This window comes from Streptomyces sp. WG7 (assembly GCF_049975785.1).
Lineage (GTDB): Bacteria > Actinomycetota > Actinomycetes > Streptomycetales > Streptomycetaceae > Streptomyces.
Genome location: NZ_JBNGGE010000074.1, coordinates 1 through 25,661 on the forward strand (window position 1 = coordinate 1; position 25,661 = coordinate 25,661).

The following is a 25,661-nucleotide window of genomic DNA, read 5'->3' on the forward strand; positions in this document are numbered from 1 at the left end:
CACAAACGACCGCAACCGAGCAGCCTGACCACACAACGCCCCCGACCCACGCCCCGACAACACAAACGGCAACACCGCCGGTGCCTGCCCGGAGTCCGCCTCACCGGTCTCCGGTTCCCTGCGCGGCGCCGTCGAGGAGGGCGGGGCATCGCTGATGACCAGGTGGCAGTTCGTGCCGCCCATGCCGAAGGAACTGACGCCGGCGATCAGCGGGCTGTCGGCCGATTCCCACGAACCGAGGTCCTGCTGCACTCGGAGATTGAGCTCGTCCAGCGCGATCTCCGGGTTGGCCAGCTCGTAGTTGAGACTGGCCGGGAGTTCGCGGTGACGGATCGCCATCGCCACTTTGATGAGGCCGGCGATCCCCGCGGCTGCCCCCAGATGCCCCAGGTTCGTCTTGACCGATCCGACGGACAGCGGTCGCGTTCGCGGCCGGGCGGAGCCGACAACGGCACCGAGCGCGGAGGCCTCGACGGGGTCGCCGGCGGGTGTTCCCGTTCCGTGCAACTCGACGTACTGGAGTTGCGCGGCACTGATTCGAGCGCGCTCGTGAGCGCGGCGCAGGACGTCTTGTTGTGCGAGCTCGTCGGGCTGGGTCAGGGCGTGCCCGTTGCCACCGTGGTTCACGGCGCTCCCGAGAATCACGCATTGGGGAGTGTCACCGTCGGCCAGGGCGTCCTCGAGCCTCTTGAGCACGACGAGCCCGCCGCCTTCGCCCGGCACATAACCGTTGGCGCGAGCGTCGAAGGTGTAGCAGCGGCCGTCCGGAGACAGCGGACCCCAACGATCCGCGATGTCCACGGACTCCGGCAGCAGGTTGAGCTGCACGCCGCCCGCGACGACGAGGTCCGACTCGCCGGTGAGCAGACTCTGGCAGGCCAGGTGAACGGCGACCAGCGACGACGACTGACCGCTGTCGATGCCCACACTGGGCCCGTGCACGTCCAGGAAGTGGGAGAGCCGGTTGGCGATCAGCGAACGTTCGGTGCCGGGGTAGGTGTGCCGGGTCGCCGCAGTGGCACCGTCGCGGTGCACGAGGTGGGCGTAGTCGTCGGCGAAGGCGCCCACGAAGACACCGAGTCGGCCGCCGCGCACCCTGTCCGGCACGATCCCCGCGTCCTCCAGCGCCTCCCACCCCAGCTCCAGCACGAGTCGCTGCTGCGGGTCGACGGACGCCGCCTCGCGGGCGGAGATACCGAAGAACTCGGCATCGAACTCGTCGACGGCGTCGAGGAATCCGCCCCAGGGGGGCGAGACCGTCCTGTTCGGGCCACGTCGTCCGGGCGGGCGCTCGGTGATCGCGTGGCGTCCCGCGGCCAGGAGGCGCCACAGTTGCCGAGGCCCGTCGGCGCCGGGGAAACGGCAGGACGTACCAACCACCGCGATATTGCCGTCTTGGGCCCGGACATCCACCCGGATCGTCCCCTTCCACGTTCGAATCGCGTCTTGCAGGGCCACGGCAGCGAGCGTCATTCACCGTGGATCGTCAGAGGACAACGTGAGTTGTAAGAGGGCCCGTCGGCACAAGAAACAGGCCTGGAACGGATTGCCTGACGGCCGATCTCAGTCGGTCAGGACCGCGGGAAAGTCCCACCTCGTCGCGGACTCCCATCCGGCAATGCCCGCCCACCCGTAGACCCGTTCGGGATTCAGCCGAAACACCGGAGCGCTCTGGCCGAAACGCGTGTGGACGCGATCCTCGCTCACCGTGAGTTCCCAGTCGTATTTCACCCCGACGCCTTCGGCGAGCACGTTGATGTCGTCGTCCCCGAGCACTCGGGAGCAACTGCCCTCGATCATCACGACGTCCTCGCCGACCTGCAGGTTCACAGAGGCCCGCGGGTTGACCTTCAGGAATTCGCCGGAGCGGTTCTGGCTCGAGAACCAGAAGGTGTCCTGCTCCCAGATACCCCACAGGGGCCTGCTGTGCGGGTGCCCGTCCGGGCTGGTGGTGACCAGCCAGTAAGTGGACGCGGACTTCAGCAGATTCTCCGCCCAGCTCCACGGTTGTGTCGGCCCCGGCGCGGTCTGACGGAAGATGAATGCCGGCGTCCCCGTCGGCTTCTCGTTGTTGTCCAACACCTCGGCAGTCATGCTGATGTCCCTTCGCTCGTCCGCTGCGGGCGACCAGCGAGACGCACCGGTCTGGCTTTCGCGGTTCATGCTCGCAGTGCGACTGCGACAACGGCACCCCGAAAATCCGCGCGCCAACTGGGAGGGCGACTAGGGGGGTTAGGGGGTGCCCGCGACGACGTGCGTAAGAGCATGGTTGTTCACGCGACCGCCCAGAGGCAGTTCTGATCGTGCTCCCACCCAAGCCTTTTCGGCGCAGCTCTTCGCCGGACCGCCGGACCGCCGGCCTCAGCAGACGCCTGCCACATGTCCGGGATATGCCGGACCACTCCGGGGTCCCACGGGCCACTGGAACAGACAGAGACAGATGGGGTTGCTCGTATGGAGAACGAGGACAAGCTTCGCCAGTATCTCAAGTTGGTCACGAGCGACCTCTACCAGGCTCGCAAGAAGATCACGGAGAGGGAGGCCCAGGACACCGAGCCGATCGCCATCGTCTCGATGGCGTGCCGCTTGCCCGGCGACGTCTGGTCGCCGGAGGACCTCTGGGAACTGGTCTCCAGTGGCACCGACGCGATCGGCGACTCGCCGACCGACCGGGGCTGGGACATGGACAGCATCTACGATCCGGAGCCCGGCAAGCCCGGAAAGACGTACACCCGCGAGGGCGGCTTCATGTCCGGCCTGGCCGACTTCGACGCGGACTTCTTCGGCATCTCCCCGCGCGAAGCTCTCGCCATGGACCCGCAGCAGCGGATCGTCCTCGAGGCCGCCTGGGAGTCGTTCGAACGGGCCGGCATCGACCCGGAGACCCTCCGCGGGACCGAGACAGGTGTGTTCATCGGCTCCAACACCCATGACTATGTGCCGTTGACCGTCACGGCCCCCCGCGAGGTCGACGGCTATCTGCTGCTGGGCAACGCACCCAGCGTGCTCTCCGGCCGGGTCGCGTACACGTTCGGCCTCGAGGGCCCCGCTGTCACGGTCGACACCGCCTGTTCCTCCTCGTTGGTCGCGATGGACTACGCCATTCGGGCCCTGCGCCGCGGCGAGTCCACGATGGCTCTGGCCGGCGGCGTCGCGTCGATGTGCTCGCCCTTGGTCATGGTCGACTTCAGTCGGCAGCGCGGGATCGCGCCCAACGGCCGGTGCAAGGCGTACGCCGACACCGCCGACGGCACCGGCTGGTCGGAGGGGGTCGGCCTGGTCCTGCTCGAGCGGCTCTCCGACGCACAGGCCAACGGCCACCCGGTGCTGGCCGTCATCCGTGGTTCGGCGATCAACCAGGACGGTGCTTCCAACGGTCTGACCGCTCCCAACGGACCCTCCCAGCAACGGGTCATCCAGGCCGCGCTGGCCGACGGCCAGGTTCCGATGGAGCACGTCGACCTGGTCGAGGGGCACGGCACCGGCACCCGGCTGGGCGACCCGATCGAGGCGCAGGCCCTGCTGGCCACCTACGGACGCAAGAAGAAGAACGGCGAGCCACTGTGGCTGGGCTCCCTCAAATCGAACGTGGGTCACACCCAGGCGGCCGCGGGCGTCGCCGGTGTGATCAAGGTGGTGATGGCCATGCGCCACGGCGTTCTCCCCAAGACGCTGCACGTGGACGAGCCGACGCACGAAGTGGACTGGTCGGCCGGCGGCGTCGAGGTGTTGACGGAGAACCGCCCGTGGCCGGAGAACGAGTGGCCGCGCCGGGCAGGTGTGTCGTCGTTCGGCATGAGCGGTACCAACGCGCACGTCATCATCGAGGAGGCGCCCGCGCCGGAGGCGGTCGAGGCCGAGCCGGTGAACGCGCAGCCGACCGCCTTGCCCTTCCTCCTCTCCGCCCGTACTCCGCAGGCCCTGGCCGGCCAGGCAACGCGGCTGCGCGACTGGCTCGCCGAGGAGGATGTCGCCCTGCTCGACGTCGCGAAGTCGCTCGCGCTGCGCCGTGTGACGTTCGAGCACCGCGCCGCCGTTGTCGCGGGCAACAAGGAGGACCTGCTCGCGCAGCTCGACCTGCTGGCCGGCGGCGGCAGCGGTGCCACGGCGGTCGTCGGCACCGAGTCCCGCGGTCTCACCGCGGTGATGTTCCCCGGACAAGGCTCGCAGCGCACCAGCATGGGCGCCCAACTCGCCGCCGCGTTCCCCGTCTTCGCCACGGCGTACTCGGAGGTGCTGGGGTGGCTCGACCCCGAGCTGCCGCGGATCATCGCCGAGGGCGGCCCGACGCTGGATCGGCCCGAGTACGCGCATCCCGCGCTGTTCGCGATCGAGGTGGCGCTCTACCGGCTGGTCGAGTCGTGGGGGCTGCGCCCCGACCACCTGCTCGGTCAGTCCTGCGGGGACATCGCGGCGGCGCACGTCGCGGGTGTGCTGTCGCTCGAGGACGCGGCCACCATGGTCACCGCCCGGGCACGGCTGATCCAGACCTCTGCCGCCGGTGTGATGGTCTCGGTCGCGGCCGGCGCCGACGTGGTGGAGCCGGTCATCGCCGACTTCGAGGGCGTGTCGCTCGCCGGAATCAACAGCCCCGGCTCAGTCACCCTCTCGGGGCTGGAGGGCCCGGTCGAGACGGCCGTGGCGCGACTGACCGAGCTCGGCCACTCGTGCCGCACGCTGCGGGTCGGCGTCGCGGGCCACTCGGTCACGATGGAGCCGATCCAGGCCCAGTTCCGGGCCGTGGTGGAGACGTTGACCTATTCGCCCCCGACCATCCCGCTGGTGGTGCCCGCCGAGGTGCTGTGCACCCCCGAGTTCTGGGTCCGGCAGATGCGCGAACCGGTGGACCTCGTCGGCGGCGTGGCCCGGCTGCGCGAGCGCGGCGTCACCCGACTCGTCGAACTGTCGCCCGCCGCGTCGATGAGCAGCGACGTACGCAAGTGCTACGGCGACGAGTCGGTGGTGGTCACGCCGTCCCTCCGCAGCCGACGCGACGAGGTGGAGTGCATCGCCGTGGCGATGGCCACCCTGCACGCCGCCGGTGTCGAGCTGGACTGGGCCGCCTTCTTCGCCGGCACCGGCGCGCGAAGTGTCGACCTGCCCACCTACGCGTTCCAGCACGAACGCTTCTGGCTGGAGACCAGCCACGTCGGAGGGCACGACCTCGGTTCGGTCGGCCTGCGCTCGGTGGACGCCCCGCTCCTGGGCGCCGGCGTCTCGCTCGCCAACGACGGTGGTTTCCTGTGCACCGGCCGGCTGTCGCTCTCCGCCCAGCCCTGGCTCGCCGACCACGCCCTGTTCGGCCGCACCCTGCTGCCCGGCACCGCGTTCGTCGAGTTCGCGCTGCGCGCGGCGGACCAGGTCGGCTGCGAGCTCGTCGAAGACCTGACCATCGAGGCTCCGCTGCTGCTGGAGCGGGGCGGCGTGGCGCTGCAGATCGTGGTCGGCGAGCCGGAGGAGTCCACCGACCGGCGATCGATCACCATCTGGTCGCAGCAGCAGGACCCGGACTCCCCCGACACCGAGGCGGCCTGGACACGGCACGCCGGCGGTTTCGTCTCGGGGACCGCCGGTGTGCGCCGCGACGACCCCGAGATGGCCGAGTGGCCGCCCGCCGGTGTCGAGGAAGTCGAACTCGGCGACTTCTACGAGACCTTCGCCGCGGCCGGGTACGGCTACGGGCCGGTGTTCCGCGGCCTGAAGGCCGCCTGGCTGCGTGACGGGGAGGTCTTCGCCGAGGTGGCGCTGCCCGAGCACGTGGGCGACGCCGGCGCGTACGGCATGCACCCCGCCCTGCTGGACGCCGCGCTGCACGCGATCGCGGTCACCGGCACCACCGAGGGTGTCGTCCCCTTCGTGTGGTCGGGCGTCCGGCTGCACGCCGTCGGAGCCTCCGCGCTGCGCGTACGGCTGACTCCGGTGGGGACCGACACGGTGGCACTGCTGGTCGCCGACGGGACCGGCCGCACGGTGCTGTCCGTCGACTCGCTGACCTTGCGGTCCGCCACCGCGGAGCAGATCGCCGAGAGTACCTCCCAGGCCCACGGCCCCCTCTACGAGATCGAGTGGGTCCCCGCCGGTGAGGCCGAGGCCTCGTCGCCCGCCGGCTGGGCGAACCTGGGCGGCGGCGCGCCCACGACAGGCACGGCGTACGACGGCTTCCCCGCGCTGCAGGCCGCCCTCGACGCCGGGGGCGAGGTGCCCACCGTGGTGCTGGCCGCTCCCGGTCCCGACCACGACCACGACGTGGCCGCGAGCGTGCACTCGGGTGTCAACCGGATGCTGGAACTGGTGCGCCACTGGCTGGCCGACGAACGGCTGGCCGCCTCACGGCTGGTCCTGGTCACCCGGGGCGCGCTGGCAACGTACGAGGGTGAGCACGTCCGCGACCTGACAGGTGCGGCCCTGCACGGCCTGTTCCGCTCGGTGCGTGCCGAGAACCCGGGCCGGCTCGTCCAGGTCGACCTCGCGCCCGGCGAGCCCGACACGGCCGTGGAGGGGGCGCTCGGCGCCGGGGAGGACGAGGTCGCCGTACGCGCGGGCACGACCCTGGTGCCGCGCCTGGTCAAGGTCTCCCCCTCGACGACGCTCACCGTGCCGGCGGAGACGGCCGCCTGGCGCCTGTCCGCCCCGCACCCCGGCACTTTCGACGGGCTCGCACTGATCGAGTCGCCGGAGGCGGTCGCGCCGCTGGCCGAGGGCGAGGTGCGGATATCCGTCCGGGCCGCCGGCCTGAACTTCCGGGACGTCATGTCCACCCTGGGCCTGGTCCGCGGTCAGGAAGTGCTCGGCGGCGAGGCGGCCGGAGTGGTGACCGAGGTAGGCCCGGGAGTCACCGGTCTCGAGCCCGGAGACCGGGTGATGGGCCTGTTCTTCGGACCGTTCGGGCCGGTGGCCGTGGGCGACCACCGGATGGTGGTACCGATCCCGGACGGGTGGTCGTACCTGCAGGCCTCGGCCGTCCCGATCACCTACCTGACCGCGTACTTCGGGCTCGTCGACGTGGCCGACCTGCAACCCGGCGAGTCCGTGCTGGTCCACGCCGCCGCCGGTGGCGTCGGCATGGCGGCCGTGCAGCTGGCCACCCATCTGGGTGCCGAGATCTTCGCCACCGCCGGCCCCGCCAAGTGGGCGGCCGTTCGCGAGCTCGGCATCCCCGGCGAACGCGTCTCGAACTCCCGCACCGCACAGTTCGAGTCCGATCTGCTCGGCGCCACCGACGGCCGCGGCGTCGACGTGGTCCTCAACTCGCTCACCAACGAGCTCGTGGACGCCTCGCTGCGGCTGCTGCCGCGCGGCGGCCGGTTCGTCGAGATGGGCAAGACCGACATCCGCGACGCCGACTGGGCGGCCGAGGCGTTCCCCGGTGTGCGCTATCAGGCGTTCGACCTCCTCGCAGTGGCGCCCGAACGGGTCCACGAGATGTTGACCGAGCTGCTGGACCTGTTCGGCCGGGGCGCTCTGACCCTGCCTCCGACCACCACCTGGGACGTCCGCCGGGCCCCGGACGCGCTGAGGTTCCTCAGCCAGGCCCGGCACATCGGCAAGATCGCCTTGACCGTCCCGGTGCCCGCCGATCCGGCCGGGACCGTGCTCGTGACCGGCGCCTCCGGCGCACTGGGCGGCCTGGTCGCCCGGCACCTGGTCGCCGAGCACGGCGTGCGCAACCTCGTGCTGGCGAGCCGGCGCGGCCCGGATGCCCCCGGTGCCACCGAGTTCGCCGCCGAGCTGACCGGGCTGGGCGCGTCGGTGACGACTGCCGCTTGTGACGTCTCCGACCGCGAATCGCTGCTCGGGGTGCTGGCCGCGATCCCCGCCGAACATCCGCTGACGGCGGTCGTGCACATCGCGGGCATCAGCGACGACGGTGTCGTCGGCTCGCTGACGACCGAGCAGGTGGACACCGTGCTGCGTCCCAAGGTGGATGCCGGCTGGCTCCTCCACGAGCTGACCAAGGACCTCGACCTCTCCGCCTTCGTACTGTTCTCCTCGGCCGTCGGGGCGTTCGGCGCCCCAGGCCAGGCCAATTACGCCGCCGCCAACGCGTTCCTGGACGCTCTCGCCCGGCACCGCCGTGCGCTGGGGCTGCCCGCCGTCTCGCTCGACTGGGGCCTCTGGGCGGCCACGAGCCACATGACGACCTCCCTGAAGGAGGCCGACTGGGAACGGATGGCACGCGCCGGTATCAAGCCGCTGTCCGACGAGGAAGGCCTGTCCCTCTTCGACGCGGCCCTCACCGTCGGGGCCCCGGTGCTGCTGCCGGTCCGGCTCGACCTGGCCGCGTTCCGCGGAGAGGTGCCGCCCCTGCTGCGCAACCAGGTCTCCGGGCGGGTGCGGCGTGCCGCCGTCGCGAGTGGCGGCGGTGCCGGCTCGTGGACCCGCCGTCTGCTCGCCCGGCCGCCGGCCGCCCGGCACCGGATCGTCCTGGACGCTCTCGCCGCCGAGACCGCGGCGGTGCTCGGGCACGCGTCGGCGTCGAAACTCTCGCCGGACCGGACGTTCCGGGACATCGGCTTCGATTCGCTGGCCGCGGTGGAGCTGCGCAACCGGATCACCGTCTTCACCGGCCTGCGGTTGCCCGCAACGGTGGTCTTCGACTACCCGGACCTCACTTCGTTGACAGAGTACGTGCTCGGCGAGGTGGTCAGCGCCGGCTCCTCCACGTCGGCGGCACCCGCGATCGCCGCGGCGCACACCGGCGGCGACGCGATCGCCATCGTCGGCATGGCCTGCCGCTACGGGGGCGGGATCGACTCGCCGGAGGCGTTGTGGGCGATGGTCGAGGAGGGGCGGGACGCCGCCACGGAGTTCCCGTCCGACCGCGGCTGGAACCTGGCCGAGTTGTTCGATCCCGAGCCCGGCCGCCCGGGCACGACCAACGCCCGGGCGGCCGGCTTCCTGCACGGAGCGACCGAATTCGATCCCGAGTTCTTCGGCATCTCACCGCGTGAGGCCACCGCGATGGACCCGCAGCAGCGTCTGCTGCTGGAGTCGGCGTGGGAGGCGTTCGAGCGTGCCGGTATCGATCCGGTGGCGCTGCGCGGCACGAAGACCGGCGTGTTCGTCGGCCTCAGCGCCCATGACTACGGCAACCTGCTCGCGCTCGAATCGCGCGGTCTCGACGGCCACCTGCTGACCGGGACGGCGCCCAGCGTGGCCTCGGGCCGCATCGCCTACGAGTTCGGCCTCGAGGGCCCCGCGCTGACGGTCGACACCGCCTGTTCGTCCTCGCTGACCACGCTGCACATGGCGGCCCAGGCGCTGCGGACCGGGGAGGCCGACCTCGCACTGACCGGCGGTGTGGCCGTGATGTCCACGCCGGTGGTGTTCCAGGAGTTCGCGGTGCAGGGCGGCCTCTCCGCCGACGGCCGCTGCCGGGCGTTCGGCGCGGACGCGGACGGCACCGGCTGGGCCGAGGGCGTCGGGCTGCTCGTACTGGAGCGTCTGTCGGACGCCCGCCGCAACGGCCACCAGGTCCTCGCGGTGGTGAAGGGCTCCGCGGTGAACCAGGACGGCGCCTCCAACGGGCTGACCGCGCCCAACGGCCGCTCGCAGCAGCGGGTGATCCGAGAGGCGCTGGCCAATGCCGGTGTCTCCGCTGCCGATGTGGACGTCGTGGAGGGCCACGGCACCGGCACCAGGCTCGGCGACCCGATCGAGGCGGAGGCGCTGCTGGCGACGTACGGGCGGGAGCACACCGAGGAAACGCCGCTCTGGCTCGGCTCCCTGAAGTCGAACCTGGGCCACGCGCAGGCGGCCGCCGGCGTGGCGGGGGTGATCAAGATGGTCCAGGCGCTGCGGCACGGTCTGCTGCCCCGGACGTTGAACGCCGAGGAGCCCACCCCGCACGTGGACTGGTCGGACGGTGCCGTGAAGCTGCTGACCGCGGCACAGGAGTGGCCGGAGCGCGACCGCCCCCGGCTCGGTGCCGTCTCCGCGTTCGGAATCAGCGGCACCAACGTGCACGTGGTGCTGGAACAGGCACCGGAGGAGCCGGAGGAACTGGAGGGGCCACCCGCTCCGCCCGCGTCCGGTCAGGTGCTCGCGCAGTCCGTCAAGCCGTTCGTCCTCTCGGCTCGCGGCGCGGCGGCACTGCGCGATCAGGCGGCCAGGCTCGGCGCCCACCTCGCCGAGCACCCGGAGGTGGACCTCGACGCCCTCGGCCGTTCGCTCGGCGGCCGGGCCACGCTGGAGCACCGGGCCGTGGTGCTCGCCGAGGACCTGGGCGCGCTGACCGCGGGGCTCACGGCGATCGCCGGCGGCACGACGGACTCCCACGAGGACGTCGTGCTGGGCGACGGCGGCGACACGAACCAGCCGGTCTTCGTCTTCGCAGGTCAGGGTGGCCAGTGGAGTGGCATGGCCCTCGATCTCTGGAACACCAGCCCACTGTTCGCCGACGCCATGACCGAGTGCGACACGGCGCTGGCCCCGCACGTCGACTGGAACGGCGCCTCGCTCTCGGACGTGCTCACCGGCGCTCCGGGCGCGCCGAGCCTGGAGCGGGTGGACGTGGTGCAGCCCGTGCTGTTCGCGGTGATGGTGTCCTTGGCACGGCTGTGGAGGTCGCTCGGGGTCGAACCGGCCGCGGTGGTCGGTCACTCGCAGGGCGAGATCGCGGCGGCCGTGGTGGCCGGTGTCCTCTCGCCGGCCGACGGCGCCCGCATCGCCGGACTGCGCTCGCGCTTGATCGCCGGCCTGACCGAGCGCGGCGGGATGGGCTGGATCGGCCTGCCGGTCGCCCGGGCCCGGGAACGGCTCGCCGACTGCCCGGGGCTCGGCGTCGCCGCGGTCAACGGGCCGCGGTCGGTGGTCGTCTCCGGCGCCGCTGACGAACTGCAGAGCCTGTGCGCGGCGCTCGCGGCCGAGGGGGTCCCGGTGCGCACGCTGCTGGTCGACTACGCGTCGCACTCGAACGCGGTGGAGGAGCTGCACGCCGAGCTCGTCGACGCGCTTGCCGACATCGTGCCCGCCGGGGCGGAAGTGCCGTTCTACTCCACGGTCACCGGCGGTCGGGTCGACGGCACCGAACTGAACGCCGACTACTGGTACCGCAATCTCCGGGAGACGGTGCGGTTCAGCGCGGCCGTCGAGGCTCTTCTGGACGACGGGCACAGCTGCTTCGTGGAGCTCAGCGCGCACCCGGCCCTCGTCGACGCGGTCGAGGCGGTGGCCGAGGCCCGGGACGCCGAGGTCGCCGCGTCGTGGTCGTTGCGGCGGAACGGCGGTGACGTCGCGTTCACCCGCTCCCTGGCCACGGCCTTCGTGCACGGGGCAACGGTCCGCTGGGGGAAGGCGTTTCCCGCCGGTGGCCGAATCGACCTGCCCACTTACGCGTTCCAGCACCGTCGGCTGTGGGTCGAGCCCGCCAGCGCGGTGACGGCGAGCGCCGCCGACTTGGGGCTGGCGTCCGCCGATCACCCGCTGCTGGGCGCCGCCGTGGAACGCGCCGGCGAGGACCAGGTGCTCTTCACCGGCAGGTGGTCGCTGGCGACCCATCCGTGGCTGGCCGACCACGTCGTGCTCGGCACTCTCCTGCTGCCCGGAGCCGCCTTCGTCGAGCTGGTCACCCACGCCGGGCGCCACGTCGACTGCGCCCGCTTGGAAGAACTGGCCTTCCAGGCGCCGCTGGTGCTCTCGGAGAAGTCGGGGGTGGCGGTGCAGGTCGCGGTCGGCGCCGCCGACTCCACCGGTCGACGTTCGGTCACGGTGCACTCGCGGCGCACCGGGTCGGGCGCCGACAGCAGGTGGATCCTGCACGCGGAAGGCACGCTCGCCCCCGTCGGTACCGGCCCGGTGCCGGGCGACCTGAGGGTCTGGCCGCCGGCCGGCGCGGAGGCGGTCGATGTGACGGGCCTCTACGCGCGGCTCGCCGAGCGCGGATACGCCTACGGGCCCGCCTTCGCCGGGATCCGTGCGCTGTGGCGGGACGGCGAGGACATGTACGGCGAGGTCGCGCTGCCGGACACGGTCCGTGCCGAGGCGGGGCGGTTCGGCCTGCACCCGGCGCTGCTGGACGCCGCCCTGCAGGTGCCGGTCGCCGGACTGATCGACAGCGAGAGCGAGGCGGTGATGCCGTTCTCCTGGAACGGCATCACCGTGCACACCCGGGGAACGAGCTCGCTTCGGGTCGCTTTCCGGCGCAACGGCTCCGACTCCTCCACGATGCTGCTGACCGACGGCGCGGGCGACCCCGTCGCCTCCTTCGACTCCGTCGTCGCGAGGCCGGTCAGTCGTGCACAGCTGCGGAGCGCCGTGAACGCCGCGGCCGACACGGACGCCGACGACGGGAACTACCGCGTCACGTGGCGCGCGCTGCCCGGCGGCACGCGTACGCCGATCGACGGTACCTGGCTGGCGGTGGTCCCCGAGGGGCAGCCGGCCGAGGGCTGGGCCTCGGAGACCGTGCGCCGCCTCGCCGCCCACGCGCCGGACCTGGTGACCTGGGCAGTACCGTGCGGCAACCTCGACCGGGCGGCGCTGGCCCAGCGGCTCCGCGAACTCGCGGCGAACGGCACGGGCCCGGTCGGAGTGCTGTCGCTGCTGGCCGAGGACGAGACCCCGTGCGAGGACGCGGCGGCACTGCCCCAAGGGCTCGCGGGCACGGTGGTGCTCACCCAGGCCCTGCTCGACGCCGAACTCGACGCCCCGGTCTGGGCGGTTACCCGCGGTGCGGTGGCGGCCGGTCCCCAGGACCGCATCGGCTCGCCCACCCAGGCGCTGGTCTGGGGGTTCGGGCGTGTCGCCGGCCTCGAACACCCGCGGCTCTGGGGCGGCCTGATCGATCTGCCGGAGACGGTGGACGACCACGCAGTCGCCGAACTGGCCGGTGTGCTCGCGGGCAACGGCGAGAACGAGGTCGCCGTACGCTCCCGGGCCGTCCTGGCCCGGCGTCTGGTCAGGGCGGCGGCGCCCGACCAGGAACCGCCCGAGTGGCGGCCGCGCGGTACCGTGCTGGTGACGGGCGGCACGGGTGGCCTCGGTGCCGAAGTGGCCCGCTGGCTGGCCGACCGCGGTGCCGAACATCTGGTGCTTGCCAGCCGCAGCGGCGCCGAAGCGGCCGGGGCCCAGCGCCTGGTCGAGGAACTGGCCGCCAGGGGCGTCTCGGTCTCGGTGACGGCCTGCGACGTCACAAACCGGGCCGCCGTGGTCGAGTTGCTGGCCTCCGTTCCCGCCGAGCGCCCGCTGACCGCGGTCGTGCACGCCGCGGCCAGCCTCGACGGCGGGCCGATCGCCGACACGACGCTGACCGAGTTCGGCGACACCTTGGCCGCCAAGGTGCTCGGTGCGGCGCACCTCGACGAGCTGCTCGACCACGACAGCATCCAGACCGTGCTGCTGTTCGGCTCCATCTCGGCGACCTGGGGCGTCGGCAACCAGTCCGCGTACTCGGCCGCCAACGCCTACCTCGATGCCCTGGCGCGGGAACGGCACGACCGCGGCGGCCGCACCGTCTCGGTGGCGTGGGGTCCGTGGGAGGCCGGAATGCTGGCCGGGGACGAGGAGATGGCCGACTCGCTGCGCCGCGGAGGTCTGCCCCTGCTGCCGGTGGAATCCGGTCTGGCGACCCTGGACCGGATCGTCAGCGAGGACGAACCGTGCCCGGTCGTCGCACGAGTCGAATGGGCCCGGTTCCATGCCCGCTTCACCTCGCTGCGGCCCAGCCCGCTGCTGGCCGACATGCCGGACGTCCGCCGGCTGCGGACGGCGGATTCCCCGGCCTCGGCCGGACGCGGCGCGGCCCTCATCGAGAAGCTCGCCGCGCTGCCGGAGGAGGACCGGGAACCGGCCGTGCTCGATCTGGTCTGCTCGCACGTCGCGGCCGTGCTCGGCCACGACTCTCCGGAGGAGGTCGATCACAAGCGGGCCTTCAAGGACGTCGGCTTCGACTCGATGATCGCGGTCCAGCTGCGCAACCGGCTCAACGCGGCGACGGGGTTGCGGCTGCCGGTGACGCTGGTCTTCGACTACCCGAATCCGACGATCCTGGCCTCGTTCCTGCGCTCCGAGGTGGCCGCCGCCGTGCCGTCGCCGACGGACGCGGCACTGGCCGAGTTCGACCGGCTGGAGGCGTCGCTCTCCGCACTGCCGACCGAGGAGACGGAAGTGCGCGACGTGCTCGTCGGCCGGGCGCGAGACCTGCTGAGCCGGCTCTCGGGCCCGGCGGAGACGGCGAGCGCCGAGGGCGACGTGGCGACACTGACGGCGGCCTCCGACGACGAACTGTTCAGTTTCATCAACACGCAGCTCGGCCGCCGGGACGAGTGATCCCCGTACACGTGGAACGTGCCGGGGTGTCGGACGAGAGGTCGAGGAGCAGATGGACGACAACGATCACAAACTGCGGCACTACCTGAATCTGGTCACGGCAGACCTCGTACAGGCCCGCAAGCGGTCGGAGGAGCTGGAGCGGCGGGTCGGCGAGCCGATAGCGATCGTCGGCATGGCATGCCGCTACCCGGGCGGCGTGCGCTCGCCGGAGGATCTGTGGGAGCTGGCGGTCACCGGGCGGGACGCGATCACCCCGTTCCCCCAGGACCGGGGCTGGGACCTCGACTCGCTCTACGACCCCGACCCCGGTCGCCCGGGTACCAGCTACACCCGGCAGGGCGGCTTCCTGAGCGACGTCGCGGATTTCGACGCGCAGTTCTGGGGCATCTCGCCCCGTGAGGCCACCGCCCTGGATCCACAGCAGCGGCTGCTGCTGGAGACGTCGTGGCAGGCCCTGGAGAGGGCTCGGATCGATCCGTACTCGCTGCACGGCAGCGAGACGGGGGTGTTCGTGGGCCCGAGTGTGACCGACTACGCGGCCCTGTTGGCGCGCTACCCGGCCGGTTTCGAGGGGCTCCTGCTCGGCGGCCTGGCAGGAGCGATCATCTCGGGCAGGATCTCCTACCTTCTGGGGCTGGAGGGTCCGGCGGTGACCCTTGACACCGGCTGTTCCTCGTCGCTCACCGCCCTGCACCTCGCGGCGGGAGCGCTGCGCGCCGGGGACTGCTCACTCGCCCTGGTCGGTGGCGTTTCCGTGTTGGCCACGCCGGGCTCGTTCGTCGAGTTCAGCACCCAGCGCGGGCTCGCTCCCGACGGCCGGTGCAAGTCCTTCGGCGACGCCGCGGACGGTACGGCCTGGGCGGAGGGTGTCGGCATGGTCGTGGTCGAGCGGCTTTCCGACGCCCGCCGCCACCGGCACCCGGTGCTGGCGGTGCTGCGCGGCTCGGCCATCAACCAGGACGGGGCGTCGAACGGGCTGACCGCGCCGAGTGGGCCGTCCCAGCAGCGGGTGATCCGGCGCGCGCTGGCCGCGGCCGGGCTCACGTCCTCCGACGTCGACGCCGTCGAAGCGCACGGTACCGGCACGACACTGGGCGACCCCATCGAGGCTCAGGCGCTGCTGGCGACGTACGGGCGTGGCCGGCGATCCGGTCATCCGCTGTTCCTGGGGTCGCTCAAGTCCAACCTGGGCCACAGCCAGTCCGCCGCCGGAGTGGGCGGTCTGATCAAGACGGTGATGTCGCTCCGGCACGGCACGCTGGCACCGACGCTGCACGCCGACCCGCCGTCCACCGAGGTCGACTGGACGGCCGGCGACATCGAACTCCTGCAGGAGCCGCGGTCGTGGCCGGATACGGGGGATCGGCCGCGGCGTGCGGCGGTCTCCGCCTTCGGCATCGGCGGTACCAACGCGCACGCCATCCTCGAAGCGGTGCCCGAGGACGACGCTGGAAGGGAGGGCGACGGCGTCGCGCACCGCACGCTCGCGGCCGTTCCCTGGCTGGTCTCCGGCCGCACGGTGGCCGCGATGCGCGCCCAGGCCGCGCGGCTGGCCGCCTTCCTGACGGACCGGGCCGAGCCGGCCGACCCCACCGACGTCGGATACTCGCTGGCCACCACGCGCGCCGCCCTGGACAGCCGCGGCGTCGTCGTGGCCGCCGATCGGGACGACCTGCTAGCCGGGCTCGGCGCACTCGCCGGGGGCGCACCGCACGCCGCGGTCACGACAGGCACCACCGTGCGCGGACGGCTGGCCTTCCTGTTCACCGGCCAGGGGGCGCAGAAGCTGGGCATGGGCCGCGAGCTGTACGCGGAGCACCGCGTCTTCGCCGAGGCGTTCGACGCCGTCTGCGCGCACCTGGACGGTCCGCTCGGCCGTTCGCTGCGTGACCTGACCTTCGCCGGGGACGACCCGCTGGACCTGCTCGACCGCACCGGTTTCGCCCAGCCGGCCCTCTTCGCCGTCGAGACCGCGCTGTTCCGGCTCGTCGAGTCGTGGGGTGTACGCCCGGACTTCGTCGCGGGGCATTCCATCGGCGAGGTCACTGCCGCGCACGTGGCCGGGATACTGTCGCTCGAGGACGCCTGTGCGCTGGTCGCCGCCCGGGCGCGCCTCATGCAGGACATGCCTCCCGGCGGCGCGATGGTCGCTGTCCGTGCGGCCGAAGAAGACATCCTGCCGATGCTCGATCAGCTGACCGGCCTCGTGTCCGTGGCCGCGGTGAACGGTCCCGCCTCGGTGGTGCTCTCCGGCGACGAGAAGACACTCGCCACGCTGACGGCGACGCTCACCGACAAGGGTTTCCGCCCGCGCGGACTGCGGGTGAGCCACGCCTTCCACTCACCGCGGATCGACCCGATCCTGGCCGGCTTCCGGTCGGCGATCGAATGCCTCTCGTACGCCGCGCCGCGCATCCCGATCGTGCCGCTCGCACCGGGCGGGGCGGACCGGGGCGAGCGGATGCGTTCGGCGGACTACTGGGTCGCCCAGGCTCGTGAGGCGGTTCGGTTCCACGACGGTGTCGTGCGCCTGAGCGAGGCCGGTGTAACCACCTTCCTGGAGCTCGGGCCGGGCGGGGTCCTCGCCGCTCTCGGCTGGGACTGCCTGCCGCCGGCCGGTCCGGGCATGCCCGAGCGGGCCTTCGTGCCGACGCTGCGTCAGGGCCGGGCCGAGCCCGCCGCGCTGCTGGACGCGGTGGCTGCCCTTTTCGTCCGCGGCGTGCCGGTCGACTGGCGCGCGGTCTACGCGGGCACCGGCGCCGCCCAGCTCGACCTGCCCACCTACGCCTTCCAGCGCCGCCGCTACTGGCTGGTCGATCACCTGCCGACCGGGGCGAGTCTGCTGGCCGACCAGGGGGTCGTCGGCGGGACGGGCGCCCCGCTGGCGGACGCGGTGACGGCCGAGACGGTCCCCGGGGTCCCCTCCGTACGCGCCACGATGGCCGATCGCCCGCGTCAGGAGTGGGCGGAGATCCTGCTCGCCGCGGTGCGCGACCAAGCGGCACAGCTGATGGGCTACGACGCACCCGAGGACGTGGACCCCCATCGGGGCTTCGCCGAGCTGGGCTTCGACTCGCTGACCGCAGTCTGGCTCACCGAGCGCCTGAGGGCCGTCACCGGGCTGGAGCTGTCCCGGACACTGGTCGTCGACTGGCCGACGCCGCACGCCGTGGCGACACATCTGGCCGACCGGTTCGCCGCGCTCGGCGACCTGGAAACACCACCGGCCGCCCCCGCCGCCGCACCGGCGCGCCCGACGCCGGCGGGCGCGGACCGGGCGACGCCGCCCGCGACCGATCCGCTGCCGGTCCTCTTCGCCCAGGCGTGCGCGCAGAACCAGGTGAAGGACGGGTTGGAGCTGCTGGCCGTCGCCGCCCGGATGCGCGTGGGTGCCGGCTCGCCCCGTATGCGGGAACCGGTCAGGTTCTCCCAGGGGTTCGCGGGTCCGACCCTGGTCTGCGTCCCGTCCGTGATGGCTCCCTCCAATGTCTACCAGTACGCTCGGACGGCCGACACGCTGCGCACGACGCACAACATGGCTGTGCTGTCGTTGCCGGGCTACGCCGACCACGAGTCCCTTCACCGCACCCGGACCGATCTGGTGGCTGCGGTCGCCGAGACGGTGCTCTCCCACGTGACCGGCCCCTACATTCTCGTCGGGTACTCCTCCGGCGGCTGGATCGCACACGCGGCTGCCGCCCGGCTCAAGAGCCTCGGCACCGCACCGGAGTCACTCGTGCTGCTGGACAGCCACCTGCCGGGCAGTACGGGTCTGGCCGAGATCCAGTTCGACCTGCTCGGCGACGCGTATGCCGAATGGACCGCGACGCAGCCGCCACGCGGCGCCGAACTGACCGCGATGGCACACCACCTCCAGTTGTTCGACGACTGGGCACCGACCGACATCGACGGCGTGTCGACGCTGCTGCTGCGTGCCACCGGACGGATGGGCGGCCAGCCCCGCGCGGGCGAGCACTGGCGGGCCCACTGGGGCCCCGACCATGACGCCATCGACGTGCCCGGCACCCACCTGAGCATGATCGACGAACACGCCGCGAGCACCGCCTCGGCGATCAGCGGCTGGCTGGCCCGGCGGCCCTCCCGTCCCCGGCACACCGACTCGATCAGGCAAGCCCCGTGACCGATACACGCCAGTCGAACCGCCCCGCGTGCGGACACGCGGCTACTGATCACCCCGTGGAGAAGAAGGACATGACTGACCACATGGATACCCAGCCGGAGCGGGTCTCGGACTTCTACGACGTGTTCACCCACATGTTCCTGCGTTTCTGGGGTGAGAACTTCCACTACGGATACTGGCTTTCCGACGAGGACGACAGTTCCGTGGACGTCGCCACGGATCGGCTCACCGACGTGCTCATCGAGCAACTGGGGCTGCGGCCCGGCCAGCGGATGCTCGATGTCGGCTGCGGTATCGGAACGCCCGCGCTCCGCCTGGCCGGTACGGTCGAGGCGGACATCACCGGCGTCACGATCAACTCGGGACAGGCGCAGGAGGCCAATGCCCGCGCCGCGGCGGCGGGCCTGTCCCATCGTGTCCGGTTCGATCACGCCGACGCGATGGCGCTGCCCTATCCGGACGCCTCGTTCGACGTGGCCTGGGCGTTCGAATCGCTCCTGCACATGGAGCGTTCCCGCGCGCTGGCGGAGCTGAAGCGGGTGCTGCGCCCCGGCGGCCGCCTGGTGATCGCCGACACCTGCCAACGCGAGCCGATCAGGCCGGAGTACCAGGACGTACTCGACGACGCGAAGGGGAAGTTCGCCATTGTCGAGCTTCCCAGCATCGACGACTACCGGGCCCTGATCACCGGCGCGGGCCTGAAGCTGGTCGAGCTGCTGGACGTCAGTGAGTACACCAGGCGGACACTGCGGATCATGGCCGATGGCGCGAGCGAGCACCGTGGCTCCCTGGAGGAGCAGTTCGGCGACGCGGCCCGGCAGTTGATCGAGGTCCTGGTGCACCCGGTCTCCACGTTGCCGGAGTTCGGCTACCTGGTGGCCACGGCGCACAAGGCGCCGTGAGCGCGTCGCCGGCCGTCGAAGCGGGAGCGCGCGGCCGGGCTCGGAGGCCGCCGGATCGGCCGATCACTCGCCGAGCGCTCCGCCGCACCGGGGCTCGCGGGCGGTTGGGGGCACGGCGGTCACAGGTCGAACTTCAGGTGCTCGATGTGAACCGCTCCGGGTCTGTTGGAGGCTCGATTCCCTGAGAGAGGATCGAGTTCATGGCCCGTCCTTCCCCTTACCCTGCCGAGCTTCGCGAGCGTGCGGCGCGCATGGTCGCGGAGATCCGCCCCAACTACCCCACCGAGTGGGCCGCGATGAAGGTGGTCGCCGCAAAGCTGGGCATCGGGCCGCCGAGACGGCGTCGACCTGGGTCCACAAGGCCCAGGTCGACGCCGGCCATCGCCCCGGTGCGACCTCGGAGGAGGCCGCGGAGATCAAGCGGCTGAAGGCCGAGAACGCCGAGCTGCGGAGAGCGAACGAGATCCTCAGGGGGGTCTGTCAAACGAGCGGGTCTGTTCCGTAGTCGGTGGTGACGGTGAGTCTCAGTCTGTGATCATCGAGCGTGCTTGATGCGAACGCGCCTGAGGACGTCGGCTGGGAGTCGGGCGCGGACTGGGTGCGCGAGCAGTCCCGTTCGGTCGCCAACCGCATGGGCGCCGAGGTCGACGAGATGGACCTCGGGCAGACCGAGGACAAGACCAAGCTGATCTACGGCAGCCCGAGCAAGGTCACCGCCACCGCCGACAAGCTCCGGGCCTTTCAGACGGCCTTCGACGACGCCGGTGACGGTCTCAAGGGCCTGGACTCCTCCCGGCTCAAGGGCGAGGCGGCCAACGCGCTGCGCACCGCGGTGAGCACTCAGCCGCCGAAGTGGTACGCCGCCGCCGACGCCTGTGCGAAGGCGCTCGGCGCACTCGACGCGTTCGCCGCCACGATCACCTGGGCGCAGGCACAGGCGCAGACGGCGATCGACAAGTGGAAGGAGGGTGTCAAGGCCTCCGAGGACGCCGCCGACGCCCACCGCAAGAAAGTCGACGACTTCAACAGCGCGGTCGACCGCTACAACGCCCAGCCCGCCGACAAGCGCGATCCGGCCTCGCTCCCGCCCAGGCCCGCGGCGACGTTCGAGGACCCCGGCAAGAAGCTGATGCAGCAGGCACAGGACATCCTCGCCGATGCCCGCAAGCAGCGGAACTCGGCGGCGGAGACGGCACGCACGGCGGTTCGCGCCGCACGCGAGATGGCCCCGGAAAAGCCCTCCTACGCCGAGCAACTGGCCGACGGGATACAAGAGTTCCAGATCATGGGCGGCCATGTCGGGGGCGGGATCGTCAAGGGCACGGCGGGCATCCTCAACTTCGTCCGCAGCGTCAACCCCGTCGATCCGTACAACATCACGCATCCGGCCGAGTACGCCACCTCCCTCAACAGCCTCGCCGCCGGTCTGAGCGTCGCCGCCAACGACCCGGTCGGCACCGGCAAGCAGATGGTCAGCGACTTCATGAAGGACCCGGCCGAGGGCTTCGGCAGGCTGATTCCCGACCTCGCACTGACCGCCGCCACCGGTGGCGGCGGCGCCGCGGTCAAGGGCATCCGCATCGCCGAGCAGGCCGCCGACGCCGCACGGGCGCGCAAACTGGTCGACGACGCCCCAGACGGCACCCACAACACCCCTGACGGCGACCGCACCGCGGGCGGCGACCCCGTGGACCTCGCCACGGGCCGGATGTATCTGCCCCAGACCGATGTCGAACTGCCCGGCATCCTGCCGCTGGTCTTCACCCGCCGCACCGAGTCCGGCTGCGCGGTCGGCCGCTTCCTCGGCCCCTCCTGGACGTCCACCGTCGACGAACATCTGCGCATCGACGCCACGGCGTCGTCCACGTCACCGCCGACGGCCTCCTGATCCCGTACCCGCACCCGGTCCCCGGCGCCCCCACCACCCCCTCATCGGGCAGAGGCCGCCGCACCCTGCTGGCCCGCGACGCCGACGGCGACTACACCGTCACCGACCCCGACAGCGGCCTGACCTTCCACTTCACCGCCCCGCCCGGCAGCGAACCAGGGGGCGACGGTCCGGCCTGGTTGTCGAGCATCACCGAACGCAACGGCCACACCATCACCGTCGACCGAGCCGAGGACGGCCTGCCGCTGGCCCTGGTCCACTCGGCGGGCCACCAGGTGAAACTGACCACCGCCGACGGCCTGGTCACCGCCCTGTCCCTGGCCGACGCGGGCGAGGGCGGCGCGGACCTGCCCCTGATGAACTACGGCTACCAGGACGGCAACCTCACCACCGTCACCAAACCCTCCGGTGCCACCACCACCTTCGTCTACGACGACCGCCGCCGCGTCGTCGCCTGGATCGACTCCAACAACAGCCGCTACGACTACCTCTACGACGACCGCGACCGCGTCATCGCCGAAGGCGGCGAAGCGGGCCACGTCCAGATCACCCTCACCTACACCGAACCCGACCCGGAAACCGGACACCGCACCACCACACTCACCACCGCCGGCGGACACAGCACCCGCCACCTGTTCGGCCCGGGCTGCCGTCTCCTGGCCGTCACCGACCCCCTCGGCCACACCACCCGGTTCACCTACGACACGCACGGCAACCTCCTGACCCGCACCGACCCACTGGGCCTCACCACCACGTTCTCCTACGACGAGGACGGTCGGGCCGTCTCCGCCACCCGCCCCGACGGAAGCCAACTGCGCACCGCACGCGGCCCGTTCGGTCTGCCGGTGGAGGTCGTCGGGCCGGACGGTGCCCGCAGGGTCAATGAGTTCGACGAACGCGGCCACCGCACGGCGGTCACCGACCAGGCCGGCTCCACCACCCTTTACAGCTACGACCACGCCGGCCGGCTCACGTCGGTCACCGACGCCCTCGGAGCCACGACACGAGTGGCGTGTGACGCGGCAGGACTGCCCGTGGAGGTGACCGACCCGGCAGGCGCCGTCACCCGCACGGAGCGGGACGCCCTCGGAAGGCCAGTCCGGATCACCGATCCGGAGGGCGGTGTCACCCGCCTGGAGTGGCACGCCGACGGGCAGCTCGCCCGGCGCACCGGTCCCGACGGAGCCACGGAGTCGTGGACCTACGACGGTGAGGGCAACCGCCTCACCCACACGGACGCGGGCGGTGGCGTCTCCCGTTTCGAGTACACCCACTTCGACCTGCCGGTCGCCCGCACCCGACCCGACGGCGCCCGCTACGAGTTCGAGCACGACGCCGAGCTGCGCCTCACCCGCGTCACCAACCCACAAGGGCTGACCTGGACCTACGACTACGACGCCGCCGGCGACATCGTCTCCGAGACCGACTTCGACGGCCGCACCCTCACCTACCGGGTGGACGCCGCGGGCCGGCTCGCCGCCCGCACCGACGCGCTCGGCGGGACTATTTCGTTCGAGCGCGACCAGCTCGGCCAGGTGGTCCGCAAGGACACCGACGGTCAGGTGACGACCTACACCCACGACAGGGCAGGACGCCTGCTGGAGGCAACCGGACCGGACAGCGAACTCCGCTACCAGTACGACCGACGCGGACTCACCAAGACGGAAGTGGTCGACGGCCGTCCCATCTCATACGCCTACGACGCCCTGGGCCGCCGTACGCGCCGCACCACGCCCACCGGTCACGTCACCTCCTACTCCTACCGCGCCGACGGACAACCCCACCGCCTGACCACCGGCGATCACCGGATCGACTTCACCCACGACGCCGCCGGCCGGGAACTCGCCCGCGTCTTCGGCGACGCGATCACCATGACCTCCGCCTGGGACGAGGCCGGACGGCTCTCCGCGCAGCACATCACCGCCAACGGGCACGACGTCAACAGCCGCGCCTACTCCTACCGCGCCGACGGTCACCTGACCTCCGTCGCGGACCGGCTGTCGGGCACCCGCACCTTCGGCCTCGACCGGGCGGGCCGCGTCACTTCCGTCCACGCCCAGGGTTGGACGGAGCGGTACGCCCCCGACGACGCCGGCAACCAGACCTCCGCATCCTGGCCGTCCCGCCACCCCGGCAGCGAGGCCACAGGGCCGCGCGCCTACACCGGCACCACCATCACCCGCGCCGGAGACGTCCGCTTCGAACACGACGCCCTCGGCCGGGTCACCCTGCGACAGAAGACCCGCCTCTCCCGCAAGCCCGACACCTGGCGCTACGAGTGGGACACGGAGAACCGCCTCACCTCCGTGACCACCCCCGACGGCACCCGCTGGAGGTACCGCTACGACCCGCTCGGCCGCCGCACCGCGAAACAGCGCCTGGCGACCGACGGCGAGAGCGTGGTGGAGGAGGTCCGCTTCACCTGGGACGGCCTCACCCTGTGTGAACAGACCAGCCAGCAGCCGGATGCCGCGAACACGGTCGCCCTCACCTGGGACCACCGTGCCGACGTCCCCCTGGCCCAGACCGAGCGCATCCTCACGGCCGACGACCGCCAGGAGGAGATCGACCGCCGGTTCTTCGCCATCGCCACCGACCTCATCGGCACCCCCACCGAACTGATCGACGAGACGGGCGACATCGCGTGGCGCACCCGGAGCACACTCTGGGGCACCACGGCCTGGTCCCGGGACAGCAGCACCTACACTCCCCTCCGCTTCCCCGGCCAGTCCTACGACCCCGAAACCGGCCTTCACTACAACTACTTCCGCCGCTACGACCCCGAGACCGGCCGCTACACCTCCCCCGACCCCCTCGGCCTCGCTCCCGCCCCGAACCCCTTCGCGTACGTGGACAACCCGCACAGCGGGTGCGACCCATTGGGCCTCATGCCCAAGTACACGAAGGAGGAGAAGGCTCAGAAAGCCAGGGAAGACGCCCTCAAGGCCATGGGCCAGGTCATCGAGAGGGCACAGGAAAGCAAGATCAAGAAGGCTGGCAACTACCACGCGCATGACCATGGCTTTACTGAGATAATGGTCACGGAGATCCTCAAGAAGCCGGACGCGGTGTACCACTCGACGGCGGGCAGCGGAAACCTGATCCTCCGTCAGGGTGAGGACACCGTGGTAGTCCGGGCCGACCGCCAGGGAGCAGGCAACGTCATCACGGCATACGGTTCGTCCGGTATCAAGGGTCCTTCCGGGGCCCAGGCGCTGGGCGGCTGGCCCACCGATCCCGGTAAACCGATTACGCACGCAGACGTGCTGGAAGGCAGGATCCCAGCAAAGAACGGCTACATGGCTCCCGGAGTGCAGGTCAGATGAGGTGGCATTCACCATGAGAATCACCATTGACGACAACTGGACCGCGACGGTGACGGGCGATCCGCTGCACATCACCCCGCGTCTCGATTTTCGGGACTTCCGTGTGCGCATCGCGACGTACGCAAACGTCGATGAACGCGGGCGGTTCCTTTTGGACACCTTCGGCAGTGGGCCGTGGCTGTGGGACACGCCTGACGAGCTCCGGTTCGATCAGGCGGGCCGGGAACTGGTCGGCGCCGAGTTTCAGATCGCGGGTGAGGCCGCCGACGCCGAGGACTCCGCCCGTCTTCCCGCCACACCCCCCGTCCGCCCGGGGGGCCTTCACGCTGACGAAGCCCGTGACTTCCGCCTGGAGGTGACCACGGAACTCTGCCGCGCTCCCGGAGACACCGCGCTCACCTGTCTACGCGACCTCGACGTCCTGGGCGAGCCGCTGCAGGCCCGCATCGGCATCGCCCCCGACGTCACACTCCTCATCCAGCACGGCACCGCCGTCGGCTGGAGCCTCACCGACCCCGCGCGCTACCTGACCACCGGCTTCGCCGCCACCGACCCGGCTCCCCCCGCCCCGGCCACCCGCCGCCTGCTCACCGAGTGCCTGGACATGGTCACCACGGAGCTCCTCGACGAGGTGAGGGACCGGGCCCCGGCCGCCCTGGACCGGCTCCGGGCACTGGAGCAAGCTCTGCGGACCCAGCGCGAGGACCGCCACCGAACCGACGCCCTTCTCTCGCTCATCGCCGACCTGGTCGAGGACTACGCCGACCGGCCGACCGGGCAGAAGCCGTGAACCACCGGCCTGCCCCGCCCAGCGGCAACGACGCGGACAGCCGGAGGCGCAACGCCGTCCAGATCCGTGGGGCACCCACAACGGGCCTTGACCCCTGAGGTTGAACACACGAGACACTGGATCCTGAGGATCTGAGAACGGACATCTCGTGGTCATGAAGAACTACCCGCTGGAGTTCAAGGCGGACGCGGTCGCGCTGTACGAGTCGCGGCCAGAAGCGACAATCAGGTCGGTCGCCGCCGATCTGGTGCGGCCTGGACGTCGATGAGGTCGCGGACGGTGCCGCGGTCGGCGAGGGCACGGACCTTGGTGCCGATCACGTCGTCGAGGGAAAGAACGGGGC

The 25,661-nt window shown here is 71.6% G+C and carries 6 protein-coding genes and 3 pseudogenes; 6 read left to right on the plus strand and 3 right to left on the minus strand.

Annotated elements, in window-relative coordinates; all coding sequences use genetic code 11:
* On the minus strand, window positions 1-1,473 hold a 1,473-nt coding region (locus tag ACP4J0_RS36490), incomplete at its 3' end, for a beta-ketoacyl synthase N-terminal-like domain-containing protein (RefSeq protein ID WP_426603450.1).
* Window positions 1,474-1,563: 90 nt separating this feature from the next.
* Complete coding sequence (locus tag ACP4J0_RS36495; protein WP_426603452.1) at window positions 1,564-2,094, minus strand: pyridoxamine 5'-phosphate oxidase family protein; 531 nt, start codon at window positions 2,092-2,094, stop codon at window positions 1,564-1,566.
* A gap of 327 nt (window positions 2,095-2,421) precedes the next feature.
* Here ACP4J0_RS36495 and ACP4J0_RS36500 point away from each other — a divergent pair, with 327 nt between their 5' ends.
* From ACP4J0_RS36500 to ACP4J0_RS36525, 6 genes and pseudogenes are all read left to right on the plus strand, one after another.
* Entirely contained in the window at window positions 2,422-14,268 is an 11,847-nt protein-coding gene (locus tag ACP4J0_RS36500) for an SDR family NAD(P)-dependent oxidoreductase (protein WP_426603460.1), read from the plus strand.
* A gap of 52 nt (window positions 14,269-14,320) precedes the next feature.
* Entirely contained in the window at window positions 14,321-18,412 is a 4,092-nt protein-coding gene (locus ACP4J0_RS36505) for a type I polyketide synthase (protein WP_426603454.1), read from the plus strand.
* Between the two features lie 71 nt (window positions 18,413-18,483).
* Entirely contained in the window at window positions 18,484-19,314 is an 831-nt protein-coding gene (locus ACP4J0_RS36510; protein WP_426603456.1) for a methyltransferase domain-containing protein, read from the plus strand.
* A 200-nt stretch (window positions 19,315-19,514) separates the two neighbouring features.
* Window positions 19,515-19,786: pseudogene (locus ACP4J0_RS36515) on the plus strand (IS3-like element ISMyma3 family transposase); the annotation flags it as partial.
* Window positions 19,787-19,867: 81 nt separating this feature from the next.
* Window positions 19,868-24,528: pseudogene (locus tag ACP4J0_RS36520) on the plus strand (putative T7SS-secreted protein); the annotation flags it as partial.
* Between the two features lie 13 nt (window positions 24,529-24,541).
* A complete protein-coding gene (locus tag ACP4J0_RS36525; protein WP_426603458.1) occupies window positions 24,542-25,318 on the plus strand; it encodes a hypothetical protein in 777 nt (258 codons plus the stop codon).
* Window positions 25,319-25,557: 239 nt separating this feature from the next.
* On the opposite strand, the pseudogene ACP4J0_RS36530 reads toward ACP4J0_RS36525, so the two are convergent.
* Window positions 25,558-25,661: pseudogene (locus ACP4J0_RS36530) on the minus strand (nucleotidyl transferase AbiEii/AbiGii toxin family protein); the annotation flags it as partial.